General features: G+C 43.9%; 11 protein-coding genes. 5 read left to right on the top strand and 6 right to left on the bottom strand.

What is annotated here, in order from left to right; all coding sequences use genetic code 11:
- Positions 1-117 precede the first annotated feature (117 nt).
- The 3 genes from LYNGBM3L_RS23135 to LYNGBM3L_RS23125 form a co-directional block, all read right to left on the bottom strand.
- Positions 118-5,205 (bottom strand): WD40 repeat domain-containing protein, encoded by a 5,088-nt coding sequence (locus LYNGBM3L_RS23135; RefSeq protein ID WP_044494430.1) that lies wholly within the window; start codon positions 5,203-5,205, stop codon positions 118-120.
- On the bottom strand, positions 5,184-6,554 hold the full coding sequence (locus tag LYNGBM3L_RS23130) for a P-loop NTPase fold protein (RefSeq protein ID WP_009149422.1): 1,371 nt from the start codon (positions 6,552-6,554) through the stop codon (positions 5,184-5,186). Before LYNGBM3L_RS23130 ends, LYNGBM3L_RS23135 begins: the two co-directional genes overlap by 22 nt.
- A 307-nt stretch (positions 6,555-6,861) precedes the next feature.
- Positions 6,862-7,380, bottom strand: coding sequence for an ureidoglycolate lyase (locus tag LYNGBM3L_RS23125; RefSeq protein ID WP_009149420.1), 519 nt, complete (start codon positions 7,378-7,380; stop codon positions 6,862-6,864).
- A gap of 345 nt (positions 7,381-7,725) precedes the next feature.
- On the opposite strand from LYNGBM3L_RS23125, the gene gntT reads away from it, so the two are divergent.
- Both gntT and LYNGBM3L_RS23115 read left to right on the top strand, forming a co-directional pair.
- The gene (gene gntT, locus LYNGBM3L_RS23120; RefSeq protein ID WP_009149415.1) at positions 7,726-9,045 is read left to right on the top strand and encodes a guanitoxin biosynthesis MATE family efflux transporter GntT; all 1,320 of its coding nucleotides are present in this window, start codon (positions 7,726-7,728) and stop codon (positions 9,043-9,045) included.
- Between the two features lie 384 nt (positions 9,046-9,429).
- Positions 9,430-10,908, top strand: coding sequence for a sodium-dependent transporter (locus LYNGBM3L_RS23115; RefSeq protein WP_009149410.1), 1,479 nt, complete (start codon positions 9,430-9,432; stop codon positions 10,906-10,908).
- Between the two features lie 103 nt (positions 10,909-11,011).
- On the opposite strand, the gene LYNGBM3L_RS23110 is transcribed toward LYNGBM3L_RS23115, so the two are convergent.
- Entirely contained in the window at positions 11,012-11,785 is a 774-nt protein-coding gene (locus LYNGBM3L_RS23110) for a phytochelatin synthase family protein (RefSeq protein ID WP_009149408.1), read from the bottom strand.
- Positions 11,786-12,635: 850 nt separating this feature from the next.
- Between LYNGBM3L_RS23110 and LYNGBM3L_RS23105 the strand changes: the two genes are divergently transcribed.
- Positions 12,636-16,079 carry a DUF4347 domain-containing protein gene (locus LYNGBM3L_RS23105; RefSeq protein ID WP_009149404.1) on the top strand — a complete coding sequence of 1,148 codons (3,444 nt, stop codon included), beginning with the start codon at positions 12,636-12,638 and terminating at the stop codon, positions 16,077-16,079.
- A gap of 274 nt (positions 16,080-16,353) precedes the next feature.
- Here the strand turns inward: LYNGBM3L_RS23105 and fdhD are convergent, their stop codons facing one another.
- A complete protein-coding gene (gene fdhD / locus LYNGBM3L_RS23100) occupies positions 16,354-17,202 on the bottom strand; it encodes a formate dehydrogenase accessory sulfurtransferase FdhD (RefSeq protein ID WP_009149402.1) in 849 nt (282 codons plus the stop codon).
- A 519-nt stretch (positions 17,203-17,721) separates the two neighbouring features.
- On the opposite strand from fdhD, the gene LYNGBM3L_RS23095 reads away from it, so the two are divergent.
- Positions 17,722-19,968 carry an FdhF/YdeP family oxidoreductase gene (locus LYNGBM3L_RS23095; RefSeq protein WP_009149400.1) on the top strand — a complete coding sequence of 749 codons (2,247 nt, stop codon included), beginning with the start codon at positions 17,722-17,724 and terminating at the stop codon, positions 19,966-19,968.
- A gap of 224 nt (positions 19,969-20,192) precedes the next feature.
- Here LYNGBM3L_RS23095 and LYNGBM3L_RS23090 read toward each other — a convergent pair whose 3' ends face one another.
- A complete protein-coding gene (locus tag LYNGBM3L_RS23090) occupies positions 20,193-20,486 on the bottom strand; it encodes a DUF8820 family protein (RefSeq protein WP_009149399.1) in 294 nt (97 codons plus the stop codon).
- Positions 20,487-21,694: 1,208 nt separating this feature from the next.
- On the opposite strand from LYNGBM3L_RS23090, the gene LYNGBM3L_RS37000 reads away from it, so the two are divergent.
- A complete protein-coding gene (locus LYNGBM3L_RS37000; RefSeq protein ID WP_071986927.1) occupies positions 21,695-21,853 on the top strand; it encodes a DUF2256 domain-containing protein in 159 nt (52 codons plus the stop codon).
- Positions 21,854-22,023 lie beyond the last annotated feature (170 nt).

Here is a 22,023-nt window from a genome sequence, read left to right as displayed (position 1 = left end):
CCTAACACTACCTAACACTATCTAACACTACTACCTAACAATTATGAAAATTGCCATAGTGGTTTGCCATCCCATGCCAGACTGCTTCTCACGGAATCAGGACTCAGCACTCACCCACTAACGACACCAACGACGCTCCCCCTTATTGACATTAGTATTGTGCTTCAGATAATCCTGTAGCCAATCGCAAGCAAGGGACTGTAGTTGATCAGGATGTCGGATATTGTCTAAATTCCATATAATTACTCTAGCAGATGAATCTGATGATGCAATAGTCTGGCCATCGGGACTAAAACTGAGGCTAACTACACCATCATCATGGCCATAAAAGGTTTGAAGTTGTTTACCTTTCCTGTTCCAAACCTTGACAGTTTGGTCAGCACTAGCTGTAGCAATGGTTTCACCATCGGGGCTAAATACCACACTCCAGACGGTATTCTGATGACCATCAAGAGATGTTAGTTCCTCACCATCACTAACATTCCAGAGTTTAACCGTCTTATCCCTGCTAGCAGAGGCCAGGGTTTTACCATCAGGGCTGAAACGAACGCTAAAAACCCAATCGGTATGACCATCGAAAGATTTCAGTTCCTTGCCATCACTAACATTCCAGAGTTTGACGGTTGGGTCAGAACTAGCCGTAGCAGCACTAGCCGTAGCAAGAGTCTCACCATCAGGACTGAATGTGACGCTATTTACCCAATTTGTATGACCAGTCAGAGTTCTAATCAGGATACCATTCTGATTCCAGAGTTTAACTGTGTTGTCCCGACTAGCCGTAGCGATAATTTTACCATCGGGACTGAAAGTGATACTCCTAACCACTTTCTCATGACCAGATAGGGTGTGCAGTAACTTACCATTCTTATTCCAGAGTTTGGCAGTCTTGTCAGCACTAGCGCTAGCAATAGTTTTACCATCAGGGCTGAAACTAACACCCCACACCCAATCGGTATGACCAGTCAGAGTTCGCTGCAATTGACCATTTAAGCTCCAGAGTTGGATAGTGTTGTTCTTACTAGCCGTAGCAATAGTCTGACCGTCGGGGCTATAACTGACGCTGAAAACGGTATTCTCTTCCCCTGTGGGAATAGGGAGTTCATTACCGTATCGACTCCAAAGTTTAACGGTGTTGTCAGCACTAGCGCTAGCAAGGGTCTGGCTGTCGGGGCTGAAATTAACGCTCCATACGGTACTTTCATGACCGGTAAGGGTTTCCAGTAGCTTGCCATTTCGATTCCAAAGTTTAACGGTGTTGTCAGCACTAGCGCTAGCAAGGGTCTGACCGTCCGGACTGAAAGTGATGCTAGTCACAGTACTTTGATGACTTTCATGGTCATCATTTCCCAATGTCTGATACCGAGTACCGTCCATTTTCCAGAGTTTGACAGTCTTATCCTTACTACCAGTAGCAATCAGTTTACCTTTGGGACTGAAACTGACGCTGAAAACCGCATCCTCATGGGCTTGTATGGTTAGAGGCTTTCTCTTGTACAAGCCATTCCTGTCTCTACGCCAGAGTTTAACCGTGTTGTCAAAACTACCAGTTGCCAGCACCTTGCTATCGGGGCTGAAACTAATACTGAGCACTGCTTTATCATGGGCTTTGAAGATTTGGGGTTTTTTGCCTTCGAGGCTCCAGATGATAACTCTTCCATCCTCGCTAGAAGCAGCAAGGCTTTTGAGATCAGGGCTAAAACGCACGCTCCAAACCCAACCGGTATGCCCTGTCAGGGTTTGAATATACTTACCATTCCGTTGCCAGACTTTAACAGTTTTATCTTTACTAGCCGTGGCAATCAACTTTCCATCAGGACTGAAGGTAACACTTCTGATTTCATCCTTATGTTTATGCTTTCCTGCTAACGTGTAGAGTTCTTTCCCTTCCTTGGACCAGATTTTGACATTGTCGGAACTAGCCGTAGCAATTAGCTCACCGTCGGGACTGAAACTAACATTGTTGACTGTATCATTATGACCTTCTAAGCGGTTGCGCTCTCTAACCCCATAAAAGGCTTGCTGTAGAGAACTCATCGCTATATCCTTAGTGTCAGAGCTTACCCCAACTGACCACTTGAGTTTTTTTCCTGCCTCTAAGGCATCTTTTAGTGGATCCAGGGCATGACTATTGGAACCGTAAAGGGCTTCTGAGGATTTAATCAAAGCTCTGATTTCGTTGTTTCTAGCTTGCGCCCAAAATATAGCGGCAGAGAGGGTTGAGATCGCTAACATACCAACTAGAGCAATAGAGCCGGTGAGTGCTATCTTCGACTTCTGTAACTGGGCTTGAGAAAGCCGATGTTGCTCTTGGGCTTTTTTAAGTTTGGCGAGTAATTCGCTATCTTGCTGCTGGCGAATCACAGAAACTAGATAATCATGAACCAATTGATAGCGGTTAAGGGGACTTTCTCGTAAGAGCACCACTAATCCTGATTCGACCAGGATATTTAAGACTAAATCTAACTGGTCTATTTTTTCTATCGCTAAATCCACTGCCAAGGCGTTTAAATCTTTTTCCAAATCCTGGCGGGTTTTAGGCGGGCGCGTGTTATTTTCTTCGGTGAGTAAATACAAGATAAGTTCAGCAGCTTTTTCATTTTCGGAGCCACAATCTGCGATCACTTCTTGCAGGTAACGCTGCACCAATTTTTCTTTAGGACCTTTTCTCCGATAATGAGCTAGGGTAGTAATTCCTTCAGTCTGTAGTTGAGCTCCTACGATTTGTAATTCAATGGGACGAACTTCTCCTTCACTACTACCTAGTTCTTGCACTAACGTATTGACTAAGGCTTCTTCTAAATAAACTTGAGAGCGCTCGGTTAGTCGTTGAATAATAGATTTAGCATCCTCTAGGGAGAAATTACCTAAATAATAAAGAATATTTTTATTGAGAATATTATTGTTGATTGAATCAAAATTTTGATGACGAATTCCCTGCAACAAAAAATACAAATCATTTTCCCGTAATGACAATATAACCTTGACGAAAGGAATCTGAAGACACTCCCGGAAAAAATCAAAGAAGCGTTTTCTTTCAGTATGATTCTCCCAAATAAAGAAAAACTCTTCAAACTGGTCAAAAATCAGTACGGTTAGCAAATTGCGATGTTCATTTTGTCGCAATTGCTCTAAAAGGGTGGCTGGTTGCAGGTTAGTTTGGGTGGCTGGTTGCAGGTTAGTTTGGGTTGCCGGTTGCAGGTTAGAATACTGCTGTGAACCTTGGCCTTTCGGCCACGCTTCGCGAACAACCTTCAACCGGTCAACCTTCAACTGAGAAGAACCTTCACCGTTCAACTGGTCAACGTTCAACACAGAAGAACTCTCAAGGTTAAACTGGTCAACTTTTAACGGTGAAGATGCTAAGGATTTCCAGACTTCCCTGACCCAATCGGTATAAACCCTTACCAAAATTGGTACGACATCACGGGTTCCAATTACCTTAGTTTTGAGAGTGGGGACTAATCCAGCTTCTAGGACAGAACTCTTACCTACCCCTGACTGACCATAAATCACTGTCAGTTTGTGCTGGGTGCTGCCAATACGTTCCACTAAGCGCTCTACATCGTTCTGACGTACAGAAGCAGTGATTTCCTCAGCAGGGGTTTCCTGCTCTAGGAGTAAGGTAGAACTTTGGCGTAGATGAGGTTTAAGCCGACCAGGTCCGATAAAGGCACGGAAACCATATTGCTGCTCAACGGAGAATCGTTCTTGTTTGACCCGAAAGGCTTCTAGATACTGCTTTTGCCGGAAATAAAGCGTCCGCAATTTTTCCAAAATGCGAATATAAAGTTGTGGAGAATCCATCGGACCGGTTTCCTTAGCCCTTTCCAGGATAGTGATCGCCTCTTCCGAGAGACCCAAATGCCGCTTCGCTTGAGCCAGAAGCAGTAGATAGGACATCTGATACTGTCCAGAGGTATTAGTTAACCGTGTCAGAAGTTCTAAAGCTTTCCTAGCTGCTTGCTGAGCGCCCATCCAACGGCAGTCTTGAAGGGCGACTGCAGCGATAAATCCATAATCTTGAGACAGTTGCAGTGGATTGCCATAGGTTCTGTGCAGTACCAGGGAGCGTTGCGCCAGACCTTGTAAGTCTTTCCAAGCTTCCAGTCGTTGTAGGGTTTCGCCAAGTTTAGTAATAAACTTGGCAATTAAATCTGGGCGTTTTGCTTGTTCAAATGTATCGATACACTTTTGAAAATACCCTCTGGCTGTGATCCAGTGGTGACGACTTTGGGATCGATTGAGTTCAGCCAGGTTCAGATAACACAAACCGATATGAAACAGCAGTAGAGCTTGACGTTCTCGTGGTGAAGGGGTGAGGGGTTGAGGGGATGAAGGGGTTGAGGGCTCCTTTGACAACGTCCGGAGGTAAGGAGATATTGGGGTAGCTTGACCTAGTCGGGAGGGGAAACTACTCTGCTGTTGTGTTTCCTGTTGTTGTGTTTCCCAGCTCCTAGATTCCTGCTGCCAAAATGCTAAACTTTGCTGATAATACTCTAACGCCTGATCGATCTGACCATTAATATAAGCTTCTCGACCAAGCACAAATGGCAAACTAGCTTCTTGGGTTATTTCTAAGACATCTCCACGAGTTTGCAAATCCCTCAAAGCTGAGTCCAATTCTCGGCAATAGCTGGAACCAAAAATAGCGGTATTGGGTAGGAACTGATCCCCACCGGCATCCAAAATACGAGTAAATAAATAACTCTCTCGCTCTGCTAGAGCTTCAATCAAGTGATTTGAGGAGAGGACAAAATTTGTGGTTGTTGCCCAACTCTCTAAATCCGGCACAAACCGAATTAGCGTTTCCAATACCTCGTCATTTACCCATAACACTAGAGGGAAGGGGCAATGCTTGCGAAACTCCTCCCGTACTTGGTTGGTAGTGATTAGTACTTGCTCCAGGTTGCTCAGGGACTCTAAACCAAAGACCATCACGGCAGCTGGCTGTTCATCCCCTAGCTCCTCCAAGATAGTGGTATAGAGACTCTTCACCTTAACCGACTGGTTCAGGTATATTTCCTGGAACTCAATAGCACAGACTTGCCGCAACTTCCGCACAATGTAATCCTGTAAAGCTTCATAGTTGCGGCGGGCTAAAATCAGGGAAAACTCCCCTTGGGACGTCTCCATTGCCCAGGCGAGTTCCTGCATTGAATTGTTGTTGTAGGCATCCGCATCTTCTACGCGGTATAAGCTAGGCATGATTTGAATCCTTCCGCTTCTGCCAAAATGGGATTAACGTCAAACCAAGACCCATCTTGGTCTCGGTACTCATAGACGAACATGCTGCGGATCAAGAGTTGGTAACCTTCATCTCCAACTACCTTTTTATGTTTAGCGACGTGACACAATAGTTCCCACTCATCATCTGAGATGGGTAGGGTTAGTTCATTGCGCCGGTCTCGAATTACATTTTCTAACATGCCTTGAGACAGAGGTAATCGTCTTTCTTTCTTGATCCAGGTACTGAGAAACCGGAGCAAATTCCGCACATGACCCCCGCTAGCGTAACACAGGCGATCTAAAGTGTCAGGGGAGTCGAACACCTCTTTTACTCTAGCAAGACGCTCCACAGGCTCTAAATTAGGAAAGGCTCTCGCCAGTACCATTTGTCGCAGCAGTGCCATGCCCTGTTCATGGGGAGTACCATCTCGTAACTTTACCGGTACCATTGGTAACACTTTGGGATCTACCACAAAGCGCTGAGTCAAGGCACTATAGTCATTAGAAAATCGTAGCGCTAGGGGCATGGTGTAGACCACATGACAGTGTAACCCCTTTAACTGGGCTCCGCGATCCACAAATAGATATTCCGGCTGATCACGTCCCCAAGGCTTCTGGGAAGCGTCCACCCGATCGAGGTTATCTACAATCACCACTAGCCCTTGTTTCCCAAGTTTTTGGAGGTTTGCGATCGCAGGTTCGAGCAACTCTTGGTTAATCACTTCTAACAACCGATTGGTTTGAGGTTCGAGATATTGCCGTAAGCGACTGCGCAGATCCGGGCTATCCTTAGCCTTAGCCGTAATCTCACCAATCCCAACTGCTAGGGAAACCGCCCCCTCAGTGTCTACTCCAACCTCACCAATCCCAGGAACTCCTACCCTACCGCTTAATTCAATTTCAGTGAGCAACAGTTTAGCCGCACCTGCCAGTAATTTTTTAAAGCCTTTCGGTTCACCTAGCTTAATTTTGTCTAAGCTTTCACTGACGCGACGGGCAATAGCGAGTAAGATGTCCCCGACATCTACATCTCCCATTTCCAAGTCTTGAGAAGATTCAAAATAGACCACGTGAAAGTCAGCTTCCTCCAATTCGGCTTTCAGTCGCAGTAACTCCGTAGACTTACCACAACCAATATGTCCAGTAAATAGCTCGCAGGTCGGCTCATCCATGGAGAAGAAAGTGATATTATCCTTCAACTCTTCAATGATCTTGCCCCCTCGCACTGAGGAAAAATCGATATAATACTTACAGTCTTCCGGCTGATCGACCGTTAACGTTTTGCTGGGATTACAGGCTTTATATAATTTTTGTATGTTTACTGTCATAGGTTTCCTTTTTTATTTTTCATCACCAAGTTTAAAATTTACCTGTCAAGGTAGGGAATCGGGAATCGGGAATCGGGAATCGGGAACAGGTAAAAGTCATAATATTTGATTATTTGATAACTGATTCGATCTCCAATAATATTAGTCATTAGTTATTTTGGCTTAGTTATTTTGGCTTATATGAATAATTATGGTATTAGTAATTGCTGGTAATTCCCCCTTCTATATTATCACTCACTCTAGGTATCAGTGTAGGAATTGTGATCATTATTTTAGGCCATATTCCCTACTCCCTACTCCCTACTCCCTACTCCCTACTCCCTACTCCCTTTGCTATAACAATTTCAAACTGTAACTGATGGCTGTCTAGAAAATCATGGGTAAAATGATCGACGACATTGGTATCAGCAAGTTCCAAATTGTAGAAATCTATAAATTCCTGGTCAAAATAGGGACCAGCGTGCCAAGTTCCTACTTCTAATTTAATAAAGCAGTTACCTGGAATCCGAAAAGCCGCAATATCCTCTAAAACTGGTTGGTCATCCTGATTGGGAGGAGCTACAGCCATGAACCAGTCTTTCCCTTCTAGAGAACCGAGACACTGAGTACATTGGACATGACGAGTAATTTTATCAAACTTACGACCTTTGTGGTGTAGCCGCATGATATAAAACCGGGATGTCCCATTTTCGAGGTTTAACTGAGCATCATCTTGATCATAGGGTTTGCCGTCAACACTTGCAAAGATGACTTGACCGTAGGGCTGAAAGTTCTCTGATGTCACCCATTCCGCGTATAGTTTTTGAATCGTCTTGACTTTACTCATCCTCAGCCTCCGCCGTCAGTAGTTAAGAATTAACAGCTTATTGATTTTAGCTTGTCCAGGTGCCTTGCTGTTACTCTGGCAACTAGTCTTTACTTTTCCTTTATGGTATCCTTGTATAGGTAATTTTAAAAAAAACATCAAAAAAATCATCAGTTTCATCTTTAGGGTTATGGTCGTCGTAATTCTTTATATTATAGTCGATAATTATATCTATATTAATCTCGGGATATAAAAATATTATCCTCTATAGTATCGACTTGATAAAGCCACTAAGCTAACCTTTTTTAAAAGGTATAAAATCCTTAATTTTACACTAAATCATGCCTGAATTTTTAAGATAAATTGATGACTTTTACTTGCTCAAACCAAGACAATGTGGTCTATCGCTTCTGGAAACTGGCGATCATCAATATTCTTTCTACTCTCATGATACCCCTTGCGGGTTTAATCAGCGTGGCTTTCTTAGGTCATTTAGATCAAATCCGCCACTTAGCTGGAGTCGCTCTCGCCACCATCCTGTTTAACTTAATCTACAATAGTTTGGCTTTTTTACGGATGGGAACTACTGGGATAACCGCTCAAGCTGTCGGAGGAAATGACCGAGATGCTATGTTGCTGGTGGGACTTCGTAATGGCTTAATTGCTCTGATTTTAGGTGTAGTTATCTTAAGTTTACAGTATCCTCTCAGAGAGCTTGGATTTGCTTTGTTAAGTGCTACACCAGATGTCAAATTTTCCGGTATTGCTTATTTTAATGCTCGGATTTGGGGAGCTCCTGCAACATTACTCAATTTCGTACTGATTGGTTGGTTTCTCGGTAGAGAAATGAGTGGTAAGGTTTTGCTGCTGTCCATTATCGGTAACACCGCTAATATAGTTTGCGATTACTTTACTATTATTCGGTGGGGTTGGGAAAGCACTGGCGCTGGATTATCCGTAGCAGTTAGTCAATACGTGATGGTTTTAGTGGGCATAGTTTTAGTTAGCCAAGAAATAAAGTGGCAAGAGCTAAGAGCAGTAGCCAAACGAATTTGGAACTTGTTGGATATAAAAGCTACTTTTACCCTAAATAGTAATCTTTTTATCAGAAGCTTAGCGATTCTTTTTACCTTGTCTATTTTTACCAATTTGAGCTCAGCTCTTGGTACCACAATCTTGGCGGAAAATGCTTTGATACTAGAGGTGTTCAGCTTGGCTGTTTATTTTATTGATGGATTGGCATTTGCTACGGAAACTCTGACGGGTAATTTACAAGGTCAGGGAGCAAAAGAGCAGTTAGTCCCTTTATTGAAAATTGCTGGAGGAAGCAGTTTGCTATTGGGACTTAACTTTGCTTTCCTGTTTATCCTGTTTCCCCAGACACTCTTTGGGCTGTTAACAAACCACACTGAGGTGATCGAATCGATTACTCTCTATGTTCCTTGGTTACTCCTGGTGTTAGGATTTGGTTCCATTGCGTTTATGCTGGATGGTTATTTTCTGGGCTTAGCTGCAGGACAGACCTTACGTAATTCTACCGTAATCGCCTTGGTGGTGGGATTTGTCCCTATGGCTGTGGCGTCTTGGCAGTTTCAAAGTGTTCATCTTCTTTGGTTAGCTTTATCCTTGTTTATGGCAGGAAGAGCGATAGTACTGGGCGTAAAGTTACCAAGCACGTTGAAGTGAAATATATGGTTTTTCAATTAGGTGAGGTACAAATTTTTTGGGTTTTAGGGAACAGGGAACAGGGAACAGGGAACAGGGAACAGGGAACAGGGAATAGCGATCCGCTGCATCAAGATAGGAAATCAACGTCAAAGAAGACTCTATATTATAACTGCGAGAAACGCTATAAAAGTTTCTCATAGTAATGAGATACAGATAATTTTTTTTCTATTCCCTACTCCCTACTCCCTACTCCCTACTCCCTACTCCCTAAAACCTGTGATGGAATAAGCAAACCGATGACAATAATTTAAAGAAGTATGAAGTATGAAGCATGAATTGTAAAAGATGAAGTATCAAGGATGAAGTATGAAGCATGAACTATCAAGATAGAGGGAATTGTAGATGGCTCGTCAACGTTGGGCTTCAAGAACAGTATTTCTCCTCGCAGCAGTAGGTTCTGCAGTTGGCTTAGGGAATGTGTGGCGCTTTCCCTACCTAGCTGGGAAATACGGTGGGGGAGCATTTCTAGTGCCTTACCTGATCGCTTTAGTCCTAATTGGGGTTCCACTGTTGATGCTGGAATTTGCGGTAGGACAAAAAATGCAACGGGGAGCCATAGGCTCATTTAGGAAATTACACCCCAATTTCGGCAGTCTCGGTCTGTTTGCCCTGATGTCAGCCTTTATCATTGTCTCCTATTATGCAGTTGTGATGGGCTGGAGCTTGATTTACTTTCTGGCATCCTTTGGGGTCAAGTGGTCGAGTGATGCTAAAAGCTACTTCTTTGATAGTGTTCTGCAAATCAGTGATGGGGTCAACGTATTAGGTGGTATCAACTGGCCAATCTTATGGTCTCTACTTGTAGTCTGGGTCTTGATTTATTTCTGTGTTTGGAAAGGCACGACCAGTGTGGGCAAAGTCGTTGTCTACAGCGTGCCACTTCCGATTATTTTACTGGGGGTATTGCTATTACGAGCAGTAACTTTACCAGGTTTCCTCAATGGCTGGAAACTGTATCTTACTCCGGTTTGGAGTGCATTAGTTGACCCCGAAGTTTGGACAGCTGCATTCTCACAAATTTTCTTTACCTTATCTCTGGGATTTGGAATTATGGTGACTTATGCTAGCTACAAGAACTCAGAGGATGACATTGCTAAAGATACCTGGTTAACTGCCTTGATCAACAGTGGTATCAGCTTATTTGCCGGTTTTGTGGTGTTCGGAATTTTGGGATATATGGCAGGAGTTACCAACACCCCCTTGGCAGAGCTGGCTGCTTCTGGTCCGGGTCTAGCGTTTGTGGTTTTTCCGGAAGCTTTAAGCTTAATGCCCTTGCCTTGGCTGTTCAGTCTGCTGTTTTTTGTGATGCTGCTTTCCCTAGGCATCGACAGCGCTTTTTCCCTAGTAGAAGCTTTGAATGCGACTATCCTCGACAAACAACAACAGGGAAATGTTGCTAAGGTTTCAATTGGGGTTTGTCTAGGGGGATTTATTGCTGGAATTATTTACACTACCAGAGCTGGATTATACATTTTAGATATTGTAGATCATTTTGTTACTAACTATAACTTGATGTTGGTAGCTATTTTCCAATCTATCCTAGTGGGATGGGTGTATGGTGCAGAAAAGCTGCGACGATACATGAACCAAGTTAGTGATTGGACGGTTGGTAAATGGTGGAATTTTTCTATAAAATACCTGATTCCTATGGCTTTAGTCGCTTTGCTAGCAACCCAGTTTTCAAAAGATATTAGGACTCCCTATGAAGGATACCCAGCCTGGGCTTTAGGACTTGGCTGGGCAATTGTGTTTTTGCCATTACTTATTTTCTTGTCTTTGCTGGTCACAGACAAAACATTGATCAATGGGAGAACCGATTAATTTTAATGATTAATTTGTAAGCCTTCAGCTGTCAGCTGTCAGCTGTCAGCTTAAAATAAACCTCAATATTGATAGATTAATGAAAATGCCATCAATTTGACAATCAACGGGGACTCACCAGCACAAACCCCCGTGTCTTTTTAGACTCTGAATCCTTAGTCGCCATTGCTTGCCACAATTCTTCAGCCTTGACCCAGACCGGAGGATATTTGTAACGAGAGACATCTAGGATCAGAAAACGGTCTGCTTCTTGGTTGTAGGCAGCTAAAGGAGAAATATGTCCCGGACCTTTCTGAGCAATGGCTTTGCGTGAGTAATTGACTAAGACAAAATTTTCCGCTTCTTGCAAATTCTTCACCACTATGTTGCGAAACTCATCCAGGGTCAAATCACCACCATGGTAAACCTCTGCTCTAACTGGATAAGTTTCCAATAATCCTGCTAATTGTTCCAAAGTCATGCCCCGACGAGCAATCACCTCAGCCATGCGCACTTGCTCAGTTTTGGCATTCAAAACATTCTTCTGGGTGAAGCGGTTAGTCCTAAATTCGGGTGCTTTTGGAGCTTGAATTGATAAAGCATTCAGCACCATAACCATACTAGCTACTCCACAGTAAGTAAGCTTTTCCTGAGTCACAAACTGAATACTTAGGGGCAAATAGTCTTCTCGGGCTTGGCTTGCCATCAGTAACTGTTCGCCGTGATCGGAATCGAGGTTAATCAGATTTTCGGTCAGTGGAATTGTCTGGGCTAAGCATCCTCCCAAGCATCCTCCATTGATAAGGAAAAACCCAATTAGAGTGGCTTTTAGGGGTATACGGAATAGTTTTAGTAGATTTTTTTGAGCAGATTTTTTAGCATCGTTGTGATTAATCATATCTAGCAATTATTATACTGATGAGGTACAAATCTCTGGGTTTTAGGGAGCAGGGACTTCGGAGCAGGGTGTAGGGTGTAGGGTGTAGGTTTTTTAATTTGACGTCAGGTGTCGGGTGGGTTACTCTTGCCTGTTGCCTGTTGCCTGTTGCCTCTTGCCCTTTGGGAGTATGTTCACAAATCAAATACAAACGCTATATCTGATTAAATCAGGACTTACGCAGTTAAGTGGATTTCGCCCCCCTAGGGTGTGTTTTCAAAGTTTTCCGCAAGATATTAGATCCCCCCCAGCCCCCCTTATTAAGGGGGGAGCCATACTCAAAGTCCCCCTTTTTTAAGGGAAACGGGGGTACTCGGAGTTTGAAGACACGCCCTAGCCCCCCAATTTTTCGGTGCGACCCGTGGCGAATTTAATAATTAGATGCGGAAAGCGCACCGGGAGGGGTAATGATGTCAAAGTACCCCATAATTGGGGGATTTAGGGGGCAAATGCGTAAGCCCTATAAATGTGAAAGCCCTGCCTTAATGTTAATAAAACTTCAGTGATACTTCATCAAAGCTTCGCCTAAATTTGCCGGATTGGTAGTTATGATTGTTGAGGTCGCAAATATTATCCTAAATATCTGATTGCTAATTTTGGTTGAGATTATAATCAGTCAAACCCTTATTATCGAATGCTTGATGCTGTTAGCAACTTGTCACAATTAGTAGGTGGATGGCAGCCACCTACTAATACTAATGTGCAGGATGCTAACAGTAATCAACCGGATTTTATACGACTGCTGAGACTAGTAGCCATTTGACCAGTGGCTACTGTTACAAACCAACACATTATAAAGGGGCATTTTAGCATGTTTGATATCAAATATGCAAGTTTTAACGATCTCGATAAGTCGTTGAACTTTGGGGAGATTGAGGTACACAACGCTCTGGGAAGTCACTCCAAAACCTCTAGCACTATTGTTTTTATTGACTCAGGGGTAGATGATTATCAGAGTTTAGTTAATGGTACGGTACCGGAAGCTGAGGTGATTGTCCTGGACTTTACACAGGATGGCGTTGAAGAAATTACCAAGGCTCTGCAAGGACGCACTGATATTACTGCTATTCACATCGTTTCTCACGGTTCACCGGGGTGTTTGTATTTAGGGAATAGCCAGTTAAATCTAGACACTCTAAATCACTATGGTGGACAACTAAAGACCTGGATTCCTTCAAATTCTGTTACTCAGGAAGGCAAGTTCACTTCTATTCCTATCCTTCTCTACGGTTGCAATGTTGCTGCTGGGGATGCGGGTATTGAGTTTGTGGAAAAGCTACACTACCTAACTGGGGCGGAAATTGCTGCTTCTACAAAACCCACTGGTTCTGGGGCACTGGGAGGAGACTGGGAACTAGAGATCACCACCAGTAATCTTGAAGTCCCGTTGGCATTTCAGGCAGCAACACGAGCAGTTTATGGCTCAGTTTTAGCTACTCCTCAAGGACAGTGGATCGCCCAGGGACCGAGTCCGGCACAGAATGGGCAAGTTGAGAATGTTCAGCCTAATAATGAGGTGGTTGGGGCAATTCATACGGTGCTTGCTCACCCTGATGATGCCAATATCCTTTATATCGGAGCCGTAAATGGCGGGATTTGGAAAACAACGAATGCAACGGACAGCAGCCCTAACTGGACACCGCTGACGGATGACTTGCTAGGGAATTCCATTGGCGCAATGGAATTTGATCCGAGTGATCCAACCAATCAAACGATCATTGCTGGCATAGGTCGTTTCAGTTCTTTCCGACGACGTGGGGGAGCTTTAACGGGTTTGTTAAAGACCACTGACGGAGGAAAGACCTGGACTCAACTGGCAACGGCTGATAACCTGGACAACGATCGTGACGGTATGGTTGATGAAGCCGATGAAACTTTGCTGTCAGGAAGAAATATTTCAGGTGTGGCCTCTCGCGGGAACACGCTCTTAGTCAGTGCTAATAATTTTGGTGGTGGTACTCAAGGGGGTGTGTACCGCAGCACTGACAATGGTGCAACCTGGGAATTCAGATCAGGTAGCAATGGACTTGATGCCGGAGCTGCCTTTGATCTAGTGGGTGACCCAACTAACAACCAGCGTTTCTACGTATCGGTTCAGGGCAACGGTATTTTTCGTTCAGATGATGGTGGAGCTAATTGGATTAACGTATCTGATCAGGATGCGAATCTAGATGGGGTCATCACTGGGGTAGGTAATAATAACACAGAGATGGCGGTCGCAAGCAATGGTCGCCTATACACTGCTGTTCTCACCAATGGCCAAGCCTCTTATATCGGATTTACAGACAATCCAACGGCAACCAACCCAACTTGGACTCAAATGGATCTGCCGGTTACCGAAGAGAGAAATGGCGACTTTGAAGGACTAAACCCCAGGGAAAAGCCTGGTGGACAGGGAGCTATCCACTTTTCAATTATTGCCGACCCGAATAATCCAAATGTGGTCTATGTAGGTGGAGATCGTCAAGACATCCCGTTTCCAAATGCCATAGGAGCTAATGATTTCTCTGGTCGTCTATTTCGGGGAGACACAGATGAAAATCCCACGGACCCAGGCAATCCAGAAAATATCAACTCTCCCCAGTGGCAACCGTTAACTCACAGCCAAGGCGACTTTAGTGGGGGCGGAACGGCAAACAACAGTTCACCACACGCCGATTCCCGCGAAATTACCTTCGATGCCAATGGTGACATCATTGAAGTGGATGATGGAGGAATTTACCGCCGCACCAATCCACAAGACAACACTGGGGATTGGTTTTCCCTCAATAGCAATTTGCAGGTGACTGAGATCCACGATATTGCTTACGATACTGTTTCCAACATTATCATCAGCGGAAACCAAGATACAGGAACAACACAACAAAATAACTCTGATTCAGTTGTCTGGGATAGCGTGTCTACGGCTGATGGTGGCGATGTCGCAGTTTCGATTGATCCTAATAACGATCAGCAATCGGTGCGATACTCAAGCTTTCAATTTCTAGCTGGTTTCAGACGTCGGGTCTATGATGCAAATAACAACCTAATCAGCCAGACTTTTCCTACTCTCAATGGTTTAAACATTTTTGATACACAATTTGTCACACCTGTAGTAGTCAATGAAGTTGATCCCAACCGTATTGCTATTGGTGGATTCACTAGCGTCTACGAATCGTTTGACCAGGGTGATAACGTCACTATTGTGAACACGGCTGGGGGCGGTAGTGTGGGAGTCAACAGCAGTGACGGTGATCCAATTGCCTATGGTGGTCGTCGGAATGGGCAAGATAATCCAGACGTACTTTATGTCGGATCGGGATTTAACATATTTGCCCGCACCACATCAGGCGGGACATTAGCGAACACTAACTATTCTGGTGAAACAGTTGGAGATATCGTACTCGATAGCGACGACTGGATGACTGCCTTTGCCATTGATGATGACCAGGTATTTCAGACCACCAATGCAAATAACTGGATGGATATCACGGGCAACCTGCAAGAATTCGCCACCAACTTAAATTTAGAGCCAGGGGATTTGAACTTGCGATCAATTGAGTTTATTTCCGGTTCTACGGTAGATGGGATTGTAGTTGGCAGCAATATAGGCATCTTTTCAGCAACTAGCAGCAGTAATTTCACCGATTGGTTAAAGCTAGGAACCGATTTACCCAATGTTCCTGTTTGGGATCTTGACTACGATCCCAGCGATGACCTACTAGTAGCTGGAACTCTGGGGCGTGGCGCATGGACTCTCTCAGATGCGAGTTCTATACTGCTTGTGGGTATCACGGAAATTGGCACCTCAAACAATGATAATCTCACTGGTACTTCACGGAACGACACCCTCAAGGGTCTTAACAGTCAAGATACCCTCCAAGGACTGGCTGGTGACGACCTCCTTGACGGCGGTGACGGTGATGATCAATTGTTTGGAGACGATGGTAATGACACCCTTTTAGGCGGTCAAGGTCAAGATAAACTCTTTGGCGGTAGCGGTAACGACCTCCTCAATGGTGGTCAAGGAGATAACATCCTGACTGGTGGCAGTGGAAAAGACATGTTTGTCTTGTCCACTGCAGGCAAGAACACTATTGTTGACTTTGAAGATGGTCTAGATTTGTTGAAATTAGAGGGAGGTCTAACCTTTGGGTCACTTTCTATCTTTGAACAAAATGGTGACACTTGGATCACAACTGAAAATAATCAACCGTTAGCTTTCTTGACTGATGTGAACGTCAATCTGATTACGGCTGACGATTTTGTGGTGTAATCTAGCGTCAGCTATCAGCTATCAGCTATCAGCTATCAGCTATCAGCTATCAGCTAATGGGTGGCACAGGCTTGAAGCCTGTGCCACCCTACTTGATGTGCTTATGGACATAGGGTAAGCTACACCAAACAGCTTTTGAATAAGCGATGCAGTCGGCCAAAGGGGGTTTCCCCCACTCGCTATTGCATCAAGACAATAGGTAAGCAAAAGTTTAATCTGAGTTACGGAATGCTGACCGCTGACCGCTGACCGCTGACGGCTGAATGCTGAGATATCAACCATGATCACACAAACTAGAGATACGCTCTTTCCCAGAATAAACATTAAACCGTTTTCCCCGCAGAAATCCCACTAGAGTAATCCCAAACTCTCTGGCTAGGGTTACCGCCAGACTGCTGGGAGCGGATACAGCGCAAACAATTGGTACCCTAGCCATCAGACATTTCTGTAAAATCTCAAAACTAGAGCGCCCACTGACCATCACAATGCGATCGCTTAAGGGCAGTTGATTAGTTAATAAGGCTGAACCCACCAATTTATCCAGAGCATTGTGACGTCCCACATCTTCTTGTAAGGATAGTAACTCTCCTTGGGTATTAAACAACCCAGCAGCATGGATTCCCCCAGTTGTGGAAAACACTGATTGGGCGGAACGCAGCTGTTCCGAGAGGCTGTAAATCACCTCAGTACTGACTTCCAGGCTATCAGACATCACTGGACACCCTCGCAACCGTAGTGCCTCAAGACTGGCTTTTCCACAAATTCCACAGGCGCTAGTGGTAAAAAAGTGACGTTCCAGGGGCTGCAAATCTGGAGTCAGTTCCTCCCTCAGGGCCACATTCACAATGTTATAGCGCTGTTGACCATCTCGATTAGCATCCACACAGTAGCTAATCCGTTGAATATCATCCCGATGCCTTACAACTCCTTCACTGTAGAGGAACCCGGCTGCTAGTTCAAAATCTGCCCCTGGGGTGCGCATAGTCACAGCTACGGTTTTCTGGGGAGAGGTCAGGCGAATTTCCAAGGGTTCCTCTGTTGCCAGTTGATCTAAACGCGATCGCACTTGGCTGTTTTCCAATACCCAGACTTGGGATTTAGTTTTGCTACGGTGCTGATTCATACTTTATACTCAGAGCTTGCACCAAGTTTAAAATTTATCTGTAAAAGCAGGGAACAGCGGATCTGGGAACAGGGAACAGCGGATCTGGGAGTAGGGAGTAGGGAGTAGAACTGGATTACTATTCCCTATTCCTTAACATTAAAAATTTACCTCACCTATTTGATAAATACTATAGATTTAGATAACTTTTAATGGCATTCCTAAATTAAGCGATCGCTCGACTATCAACACAAAACAAAAATTTCTCAATACTAACCATAACTCAATTATATTAACATTAATCAACGGTTATATTACCTCATTAATTTCATAATCAACCTTTAATTTAATCATTTAATTTATATAGCAATTATAAATAAATTGTGATACTTTTTGTTTCCTGTTTCCTGCTCCCTGTTCCCTGTTCCCAGATCCGCTGTTCCCTAAAATCTAGAAATTGTTTACCTCATAGCTATGATAATTGCTATAAGTTTATGATAACCTGATCAAGTACCCAGATTTTTACATTACTCCAAACTCATGCTGCGTCAACCCAAAAAACGCTGGACTCCTTCCCACTGGGCAAACTGGAAACCATTCGGTATTGGTGAACAATACCCGAATAATTATTGGGAAGTATTCAGAGCAGCTTGGGAAAACCGAGACCAGTTATCCTATGCTTGGGATATCTTAAATCACGGAGTCTGCGACGGTTGCGCCCTTGGCACTACTGGTATGAAAGACTGGACTCTTGATGGCGTCCATGTCTGTAATGTCCGGCTGCGGCTGTTGCGGATGAATACCATGCCAGCATTTGACCCCGAAATTTTAGCAGATGTCTCCCAGCTTCAGAAGAAAAAAAGTATCCAACTGCGGGATTTGGGACGGCTTCCTTACCCCATGATGCGGCAACGAGGGGAGAAAGGATTCAGTCGAATTAGCTGGGATAAAGCACTGGAATTAATCAGCGATTCCCTACGGAATAGTTTCCCTTCACCCACCGATAGCACCACCAACCGATTTAGCGTTTATCTAACCAGTAGAGGTACAGTAAACGAAACCTACTACGCTGCCCAAAAAGCAGTGCGGGCGATCGGGACTAATAATATAGATAATGCTGCTCGCATCTGCCATTCTCCCAGTACTGCTGGACTTAAAGCCGGATTAGGAGTAGCAGCTACTACCTGTTCTTATAAAGATTGGATTGGCACCGATTTATTAGTATTTATTGGCTCTAACGTTGCTAACAATCAGCCAGTTACAGTTAAGTATCTCCACTGGGCCAAGAAGGCTGGTACCAAAATCGTGGTAATTAACACTTACCAAGAGCCAGGTATGGAACGCTATTGGGTGCCTTCGATTCCCGAAAGTGCCTTATTTGGTACTAAATTTGCCGAAGACTTCTTTTTAATCAATATGGGTGGGGATATGGCATTCCTCAATGGCACCCTCAAGGAAATGATTGCCAACAATTGGGTAGACTCATGCTTCATCAAAAATCATACGACTAATTTTGAGCAATTAAAAGCAACCCTCGCTAACCAATCCTGGGAAGAACTAGAACAGCTTTCCGGTACTTCCCGTGAACATATGTACGCCTTTGCCAAGATGCTAGCTGAAGCTGATAAAGCTGTGTTTGTCTGGAGCATGGGTATTACCCAGCATCAGTGTGGCGAAGATAATGTGCGAGCCATCATTAACCTAGCCTTAGCAAAAGGGTTTGTTGGTCGAGAAGGCTGTGGGTTAATGCCGATTCGGGGCCATTCTGGGGTGCAAGGAGGAGCAGAAATGGGATGCTATGCCACGGTTTTTCCTGGTGGTAAGCCCATTACTCCAGAAAATGCTGCCAAGCTCAGCCAACAATGGCAGTTTGAGGTCCCCACCACCAAAGGATTAACAGCAGCAGAAATGATTGATGCTGCCCATTCAGGGGAGTTGGATATAGTATTTTCCGTCGGAGGCAATTTCCTGGAGGTGTTGCCAGAACCAGAATATATCAAAGAGGCACTACAGCGAATCCCTCTGAGAGTTCATATGGATATTGTCCTCTCCAGTCAAATGTTAGTAGAACCTGGGGAAACCGTAGTCTTGTTACCCGCCACGACTCGCTACGAAATCCCAGGGGGAGTCACTGAAACCAGTACCGAGAGAAGGGTGATTTTCAGTCCAGAAATTCCTGGCCCTCGGATTGGGGAAGCCCGTCCGGAGTGGGAAGTGTTTATGGAACTAGCAAGGCGAGTGCGTCCGGATTTAGCAGATAAATTACACTTTGATAGCACAGCCGCGATTCGGGCAGAAATTGCCCAGGTTATCCCCCAGTATGCTGGTATCCAACATCTTAAGGAAGCAGGTGATCAGTTCCAGTATGGTGGTTCCCATCTTTGCTTTGGCTGGAATTTCCCCACACCGGATGGGTTAGCCCATTTTTCCCCTTTATCTCCACCCAAGCATGAACTGCCAGAAGGTCATTTCCTAGTAGCCACCAGGCGAGGTAAGCAATTTAACAGCATGGTGCAAGAACAGAAAGATGCCATTACTGGGGCAAAGCGAAAGGCGGTGCTGATTAGTCAGGTGGATGCTAAAAAACTGGGATTAAACCATGGCGATGCCGTAATTCTGAGGAATCAAAAGGGTCAATTCCAAGGACACATCCATATCGCACCGATTACACCAGGAAATTTACAGGTACATTGGCCCGAAGGGAATGTGCTATTGGATAAAGGCAAGCGATCGCCTGAAGTTGATATTCCAGACTACAATGCTTTGGTTCAACTGGATAAGATTTAAGGAGATAGTATCGAGGTAAGCATACAGCCGTCAGCTGTCAGCCGTCAGCTGAATGCTTAGTAATTAGTAATTGGTAAGTTACAAGTTTCACGTTACAAGTTTCACGTTACAAGTTTGAATAGGGATCCGTGTAGGAATTGTGATAATTGTTGTTCCCTACTCCCTACTCCCTACTCCCTACTCCCTGTTCCCTATGCTATCTAAGTAGTCAACCGGACATGATATTAGTCAGCAACATATCGCCATCCTTGAGGTTCATATTCCCGTTGGATTCGCACCATCCAGCTACCTTGGGGAAGCTCAATTGGCTGATGCTCTTCGTGAGTTAAGGTTGCTGTTTTTGAAGCAACTTGTAAATAAAGGATGCCATTTTTTTCGTATAACTGAGCAACACCGTCAGTGATGCGATGAGAATGTCCAGTTACCTCTCCTTCTGCTAGGGTTAAGTGAGGTAAATGTTGTCCATTAATTTGCTCTACAGGAAGTAAAATAACGTCGCCTTGTCGAATAGGTTGCATAGGTTCTTTGATTAATTGTTAGCTTGATTAATTGTTAGAGGTTGTCTGAGAAGTCTCATTTGCTACATCCAAGCCCCCTAAATCCCCCAATCTTGGGCGTACGTACGTACGTACGTACGTACGTACGTACGTACGTACGTACGTACGTACGTACGTACGTACGTACGTACGTACGTACGTACGTACGTACTACGTACGTATTACGTACGTTAGTTACGTTACGTTAACGTTACGTTACGTTAGTACGTTACGTAGTAGTAGTTAGTAGTAGTATTACGTAATTACGATTAAGTAACGTTAATTAGTACGTACGTTACCTTACGTTAGTANACCGTAGCTACACGTTACNCGTAGTACGTAGCGTTAGACGTCTATCGACTCGTAGTCTACGTACGTCTACGTTAGTAAGTAGTACGTTAAACGTTCGTTAAGTACCTTAACGTTTAAGTTAACCGTACGTAACGTAACGTAAGTTAACGTTAACGTACGTTACGTACGTTAGTTAGTAGTTAGTAGTTAGTTACGTTAGTTACGTTACGTTAGTTACGTTACGTACGTTACGTAGTACGTTACGTACGTACGTACGTACGTACGTACGTACGTACGTACTACGTACGTACGTACGTACGTACGTACCGTACGTACCGTACGTACGTACGTACGTACGTACGTACGACGTACGTACGTACGTCGTACGNGGNGNGNGCAAAATTCACTATAAAAACACTTTTCAGATATCCTCTTAGTTTGATTAATTGTTATCTAGTTATCGATTAGTTGGGACAGGCGAGAAGAGTTCTTTTGTCCACTACTATAGCATTTCTCCGAGTAATGATGTACAGTCAATTGGCTTATCCTTACTCCCTATTGCCTAAAACCTATTGCCTAAAACCTATTGCCTAAAACCTAGGACGAAGTACTTGATAAGTCGGAAAAATTATAGGTTTTATAAACGAGTTGTGAAAATTCAGAAACCCAAAATCCTGGTGAGTACGGGTATCCTGCCCCCGTGAAATTTCACAACCTATTTAGAATTTCTATAGACAATCAAAACTCAAAAGTGGTCAATTCACGATTAACAATTCACGATTAACAATTAACAATTAACCGCTGTATAATTAACTTTTGTTAAATAAACTTAAATAAACTTGAGATAACTTAATAAAATGTTACAATTATAATTATTCATAGTTTATAATAAAACTAATATGACACGTAAGCAATCCAAATCGAACCTGCCAACAAAAATTTGCCCTGTTTGTCAACGTTCCTTTACATGGCGCCAAAAATGGGAAGATTGTTGGGAGGAAGTCAAATATTGCTCAGAACGCTGTCGCAGAAGGAAATCTGGTGTGAAGCAGGGATGAGGTATAAACGATAACCAGGGCTACTTCCAAAGGTTTTGTCAGTGAACTTTTTGTGTTTTGTATATTTTCATACTTGACACATCAGAGTCTCATAATTCACACTATGTGTTCTAATCCTTAATATTTTCTTCAGTATTGTGTATGTTTGTGAAGACGGTGTGTCCCAAAGG

The organism is Moorena producens 3L, from assembly GCF_000211815.1.
Classification (GTDB): Bacteria; Cyanobacteriota; Cyanobacteriia; order Cyanobacteriales; family Coleofasciculaceae; genus Moorena; species Moorena producens.
Note: the sequence above shows the minus strand (reverse complement) of the source record. Positions and strands in the feature narration are given on the sequence as shown.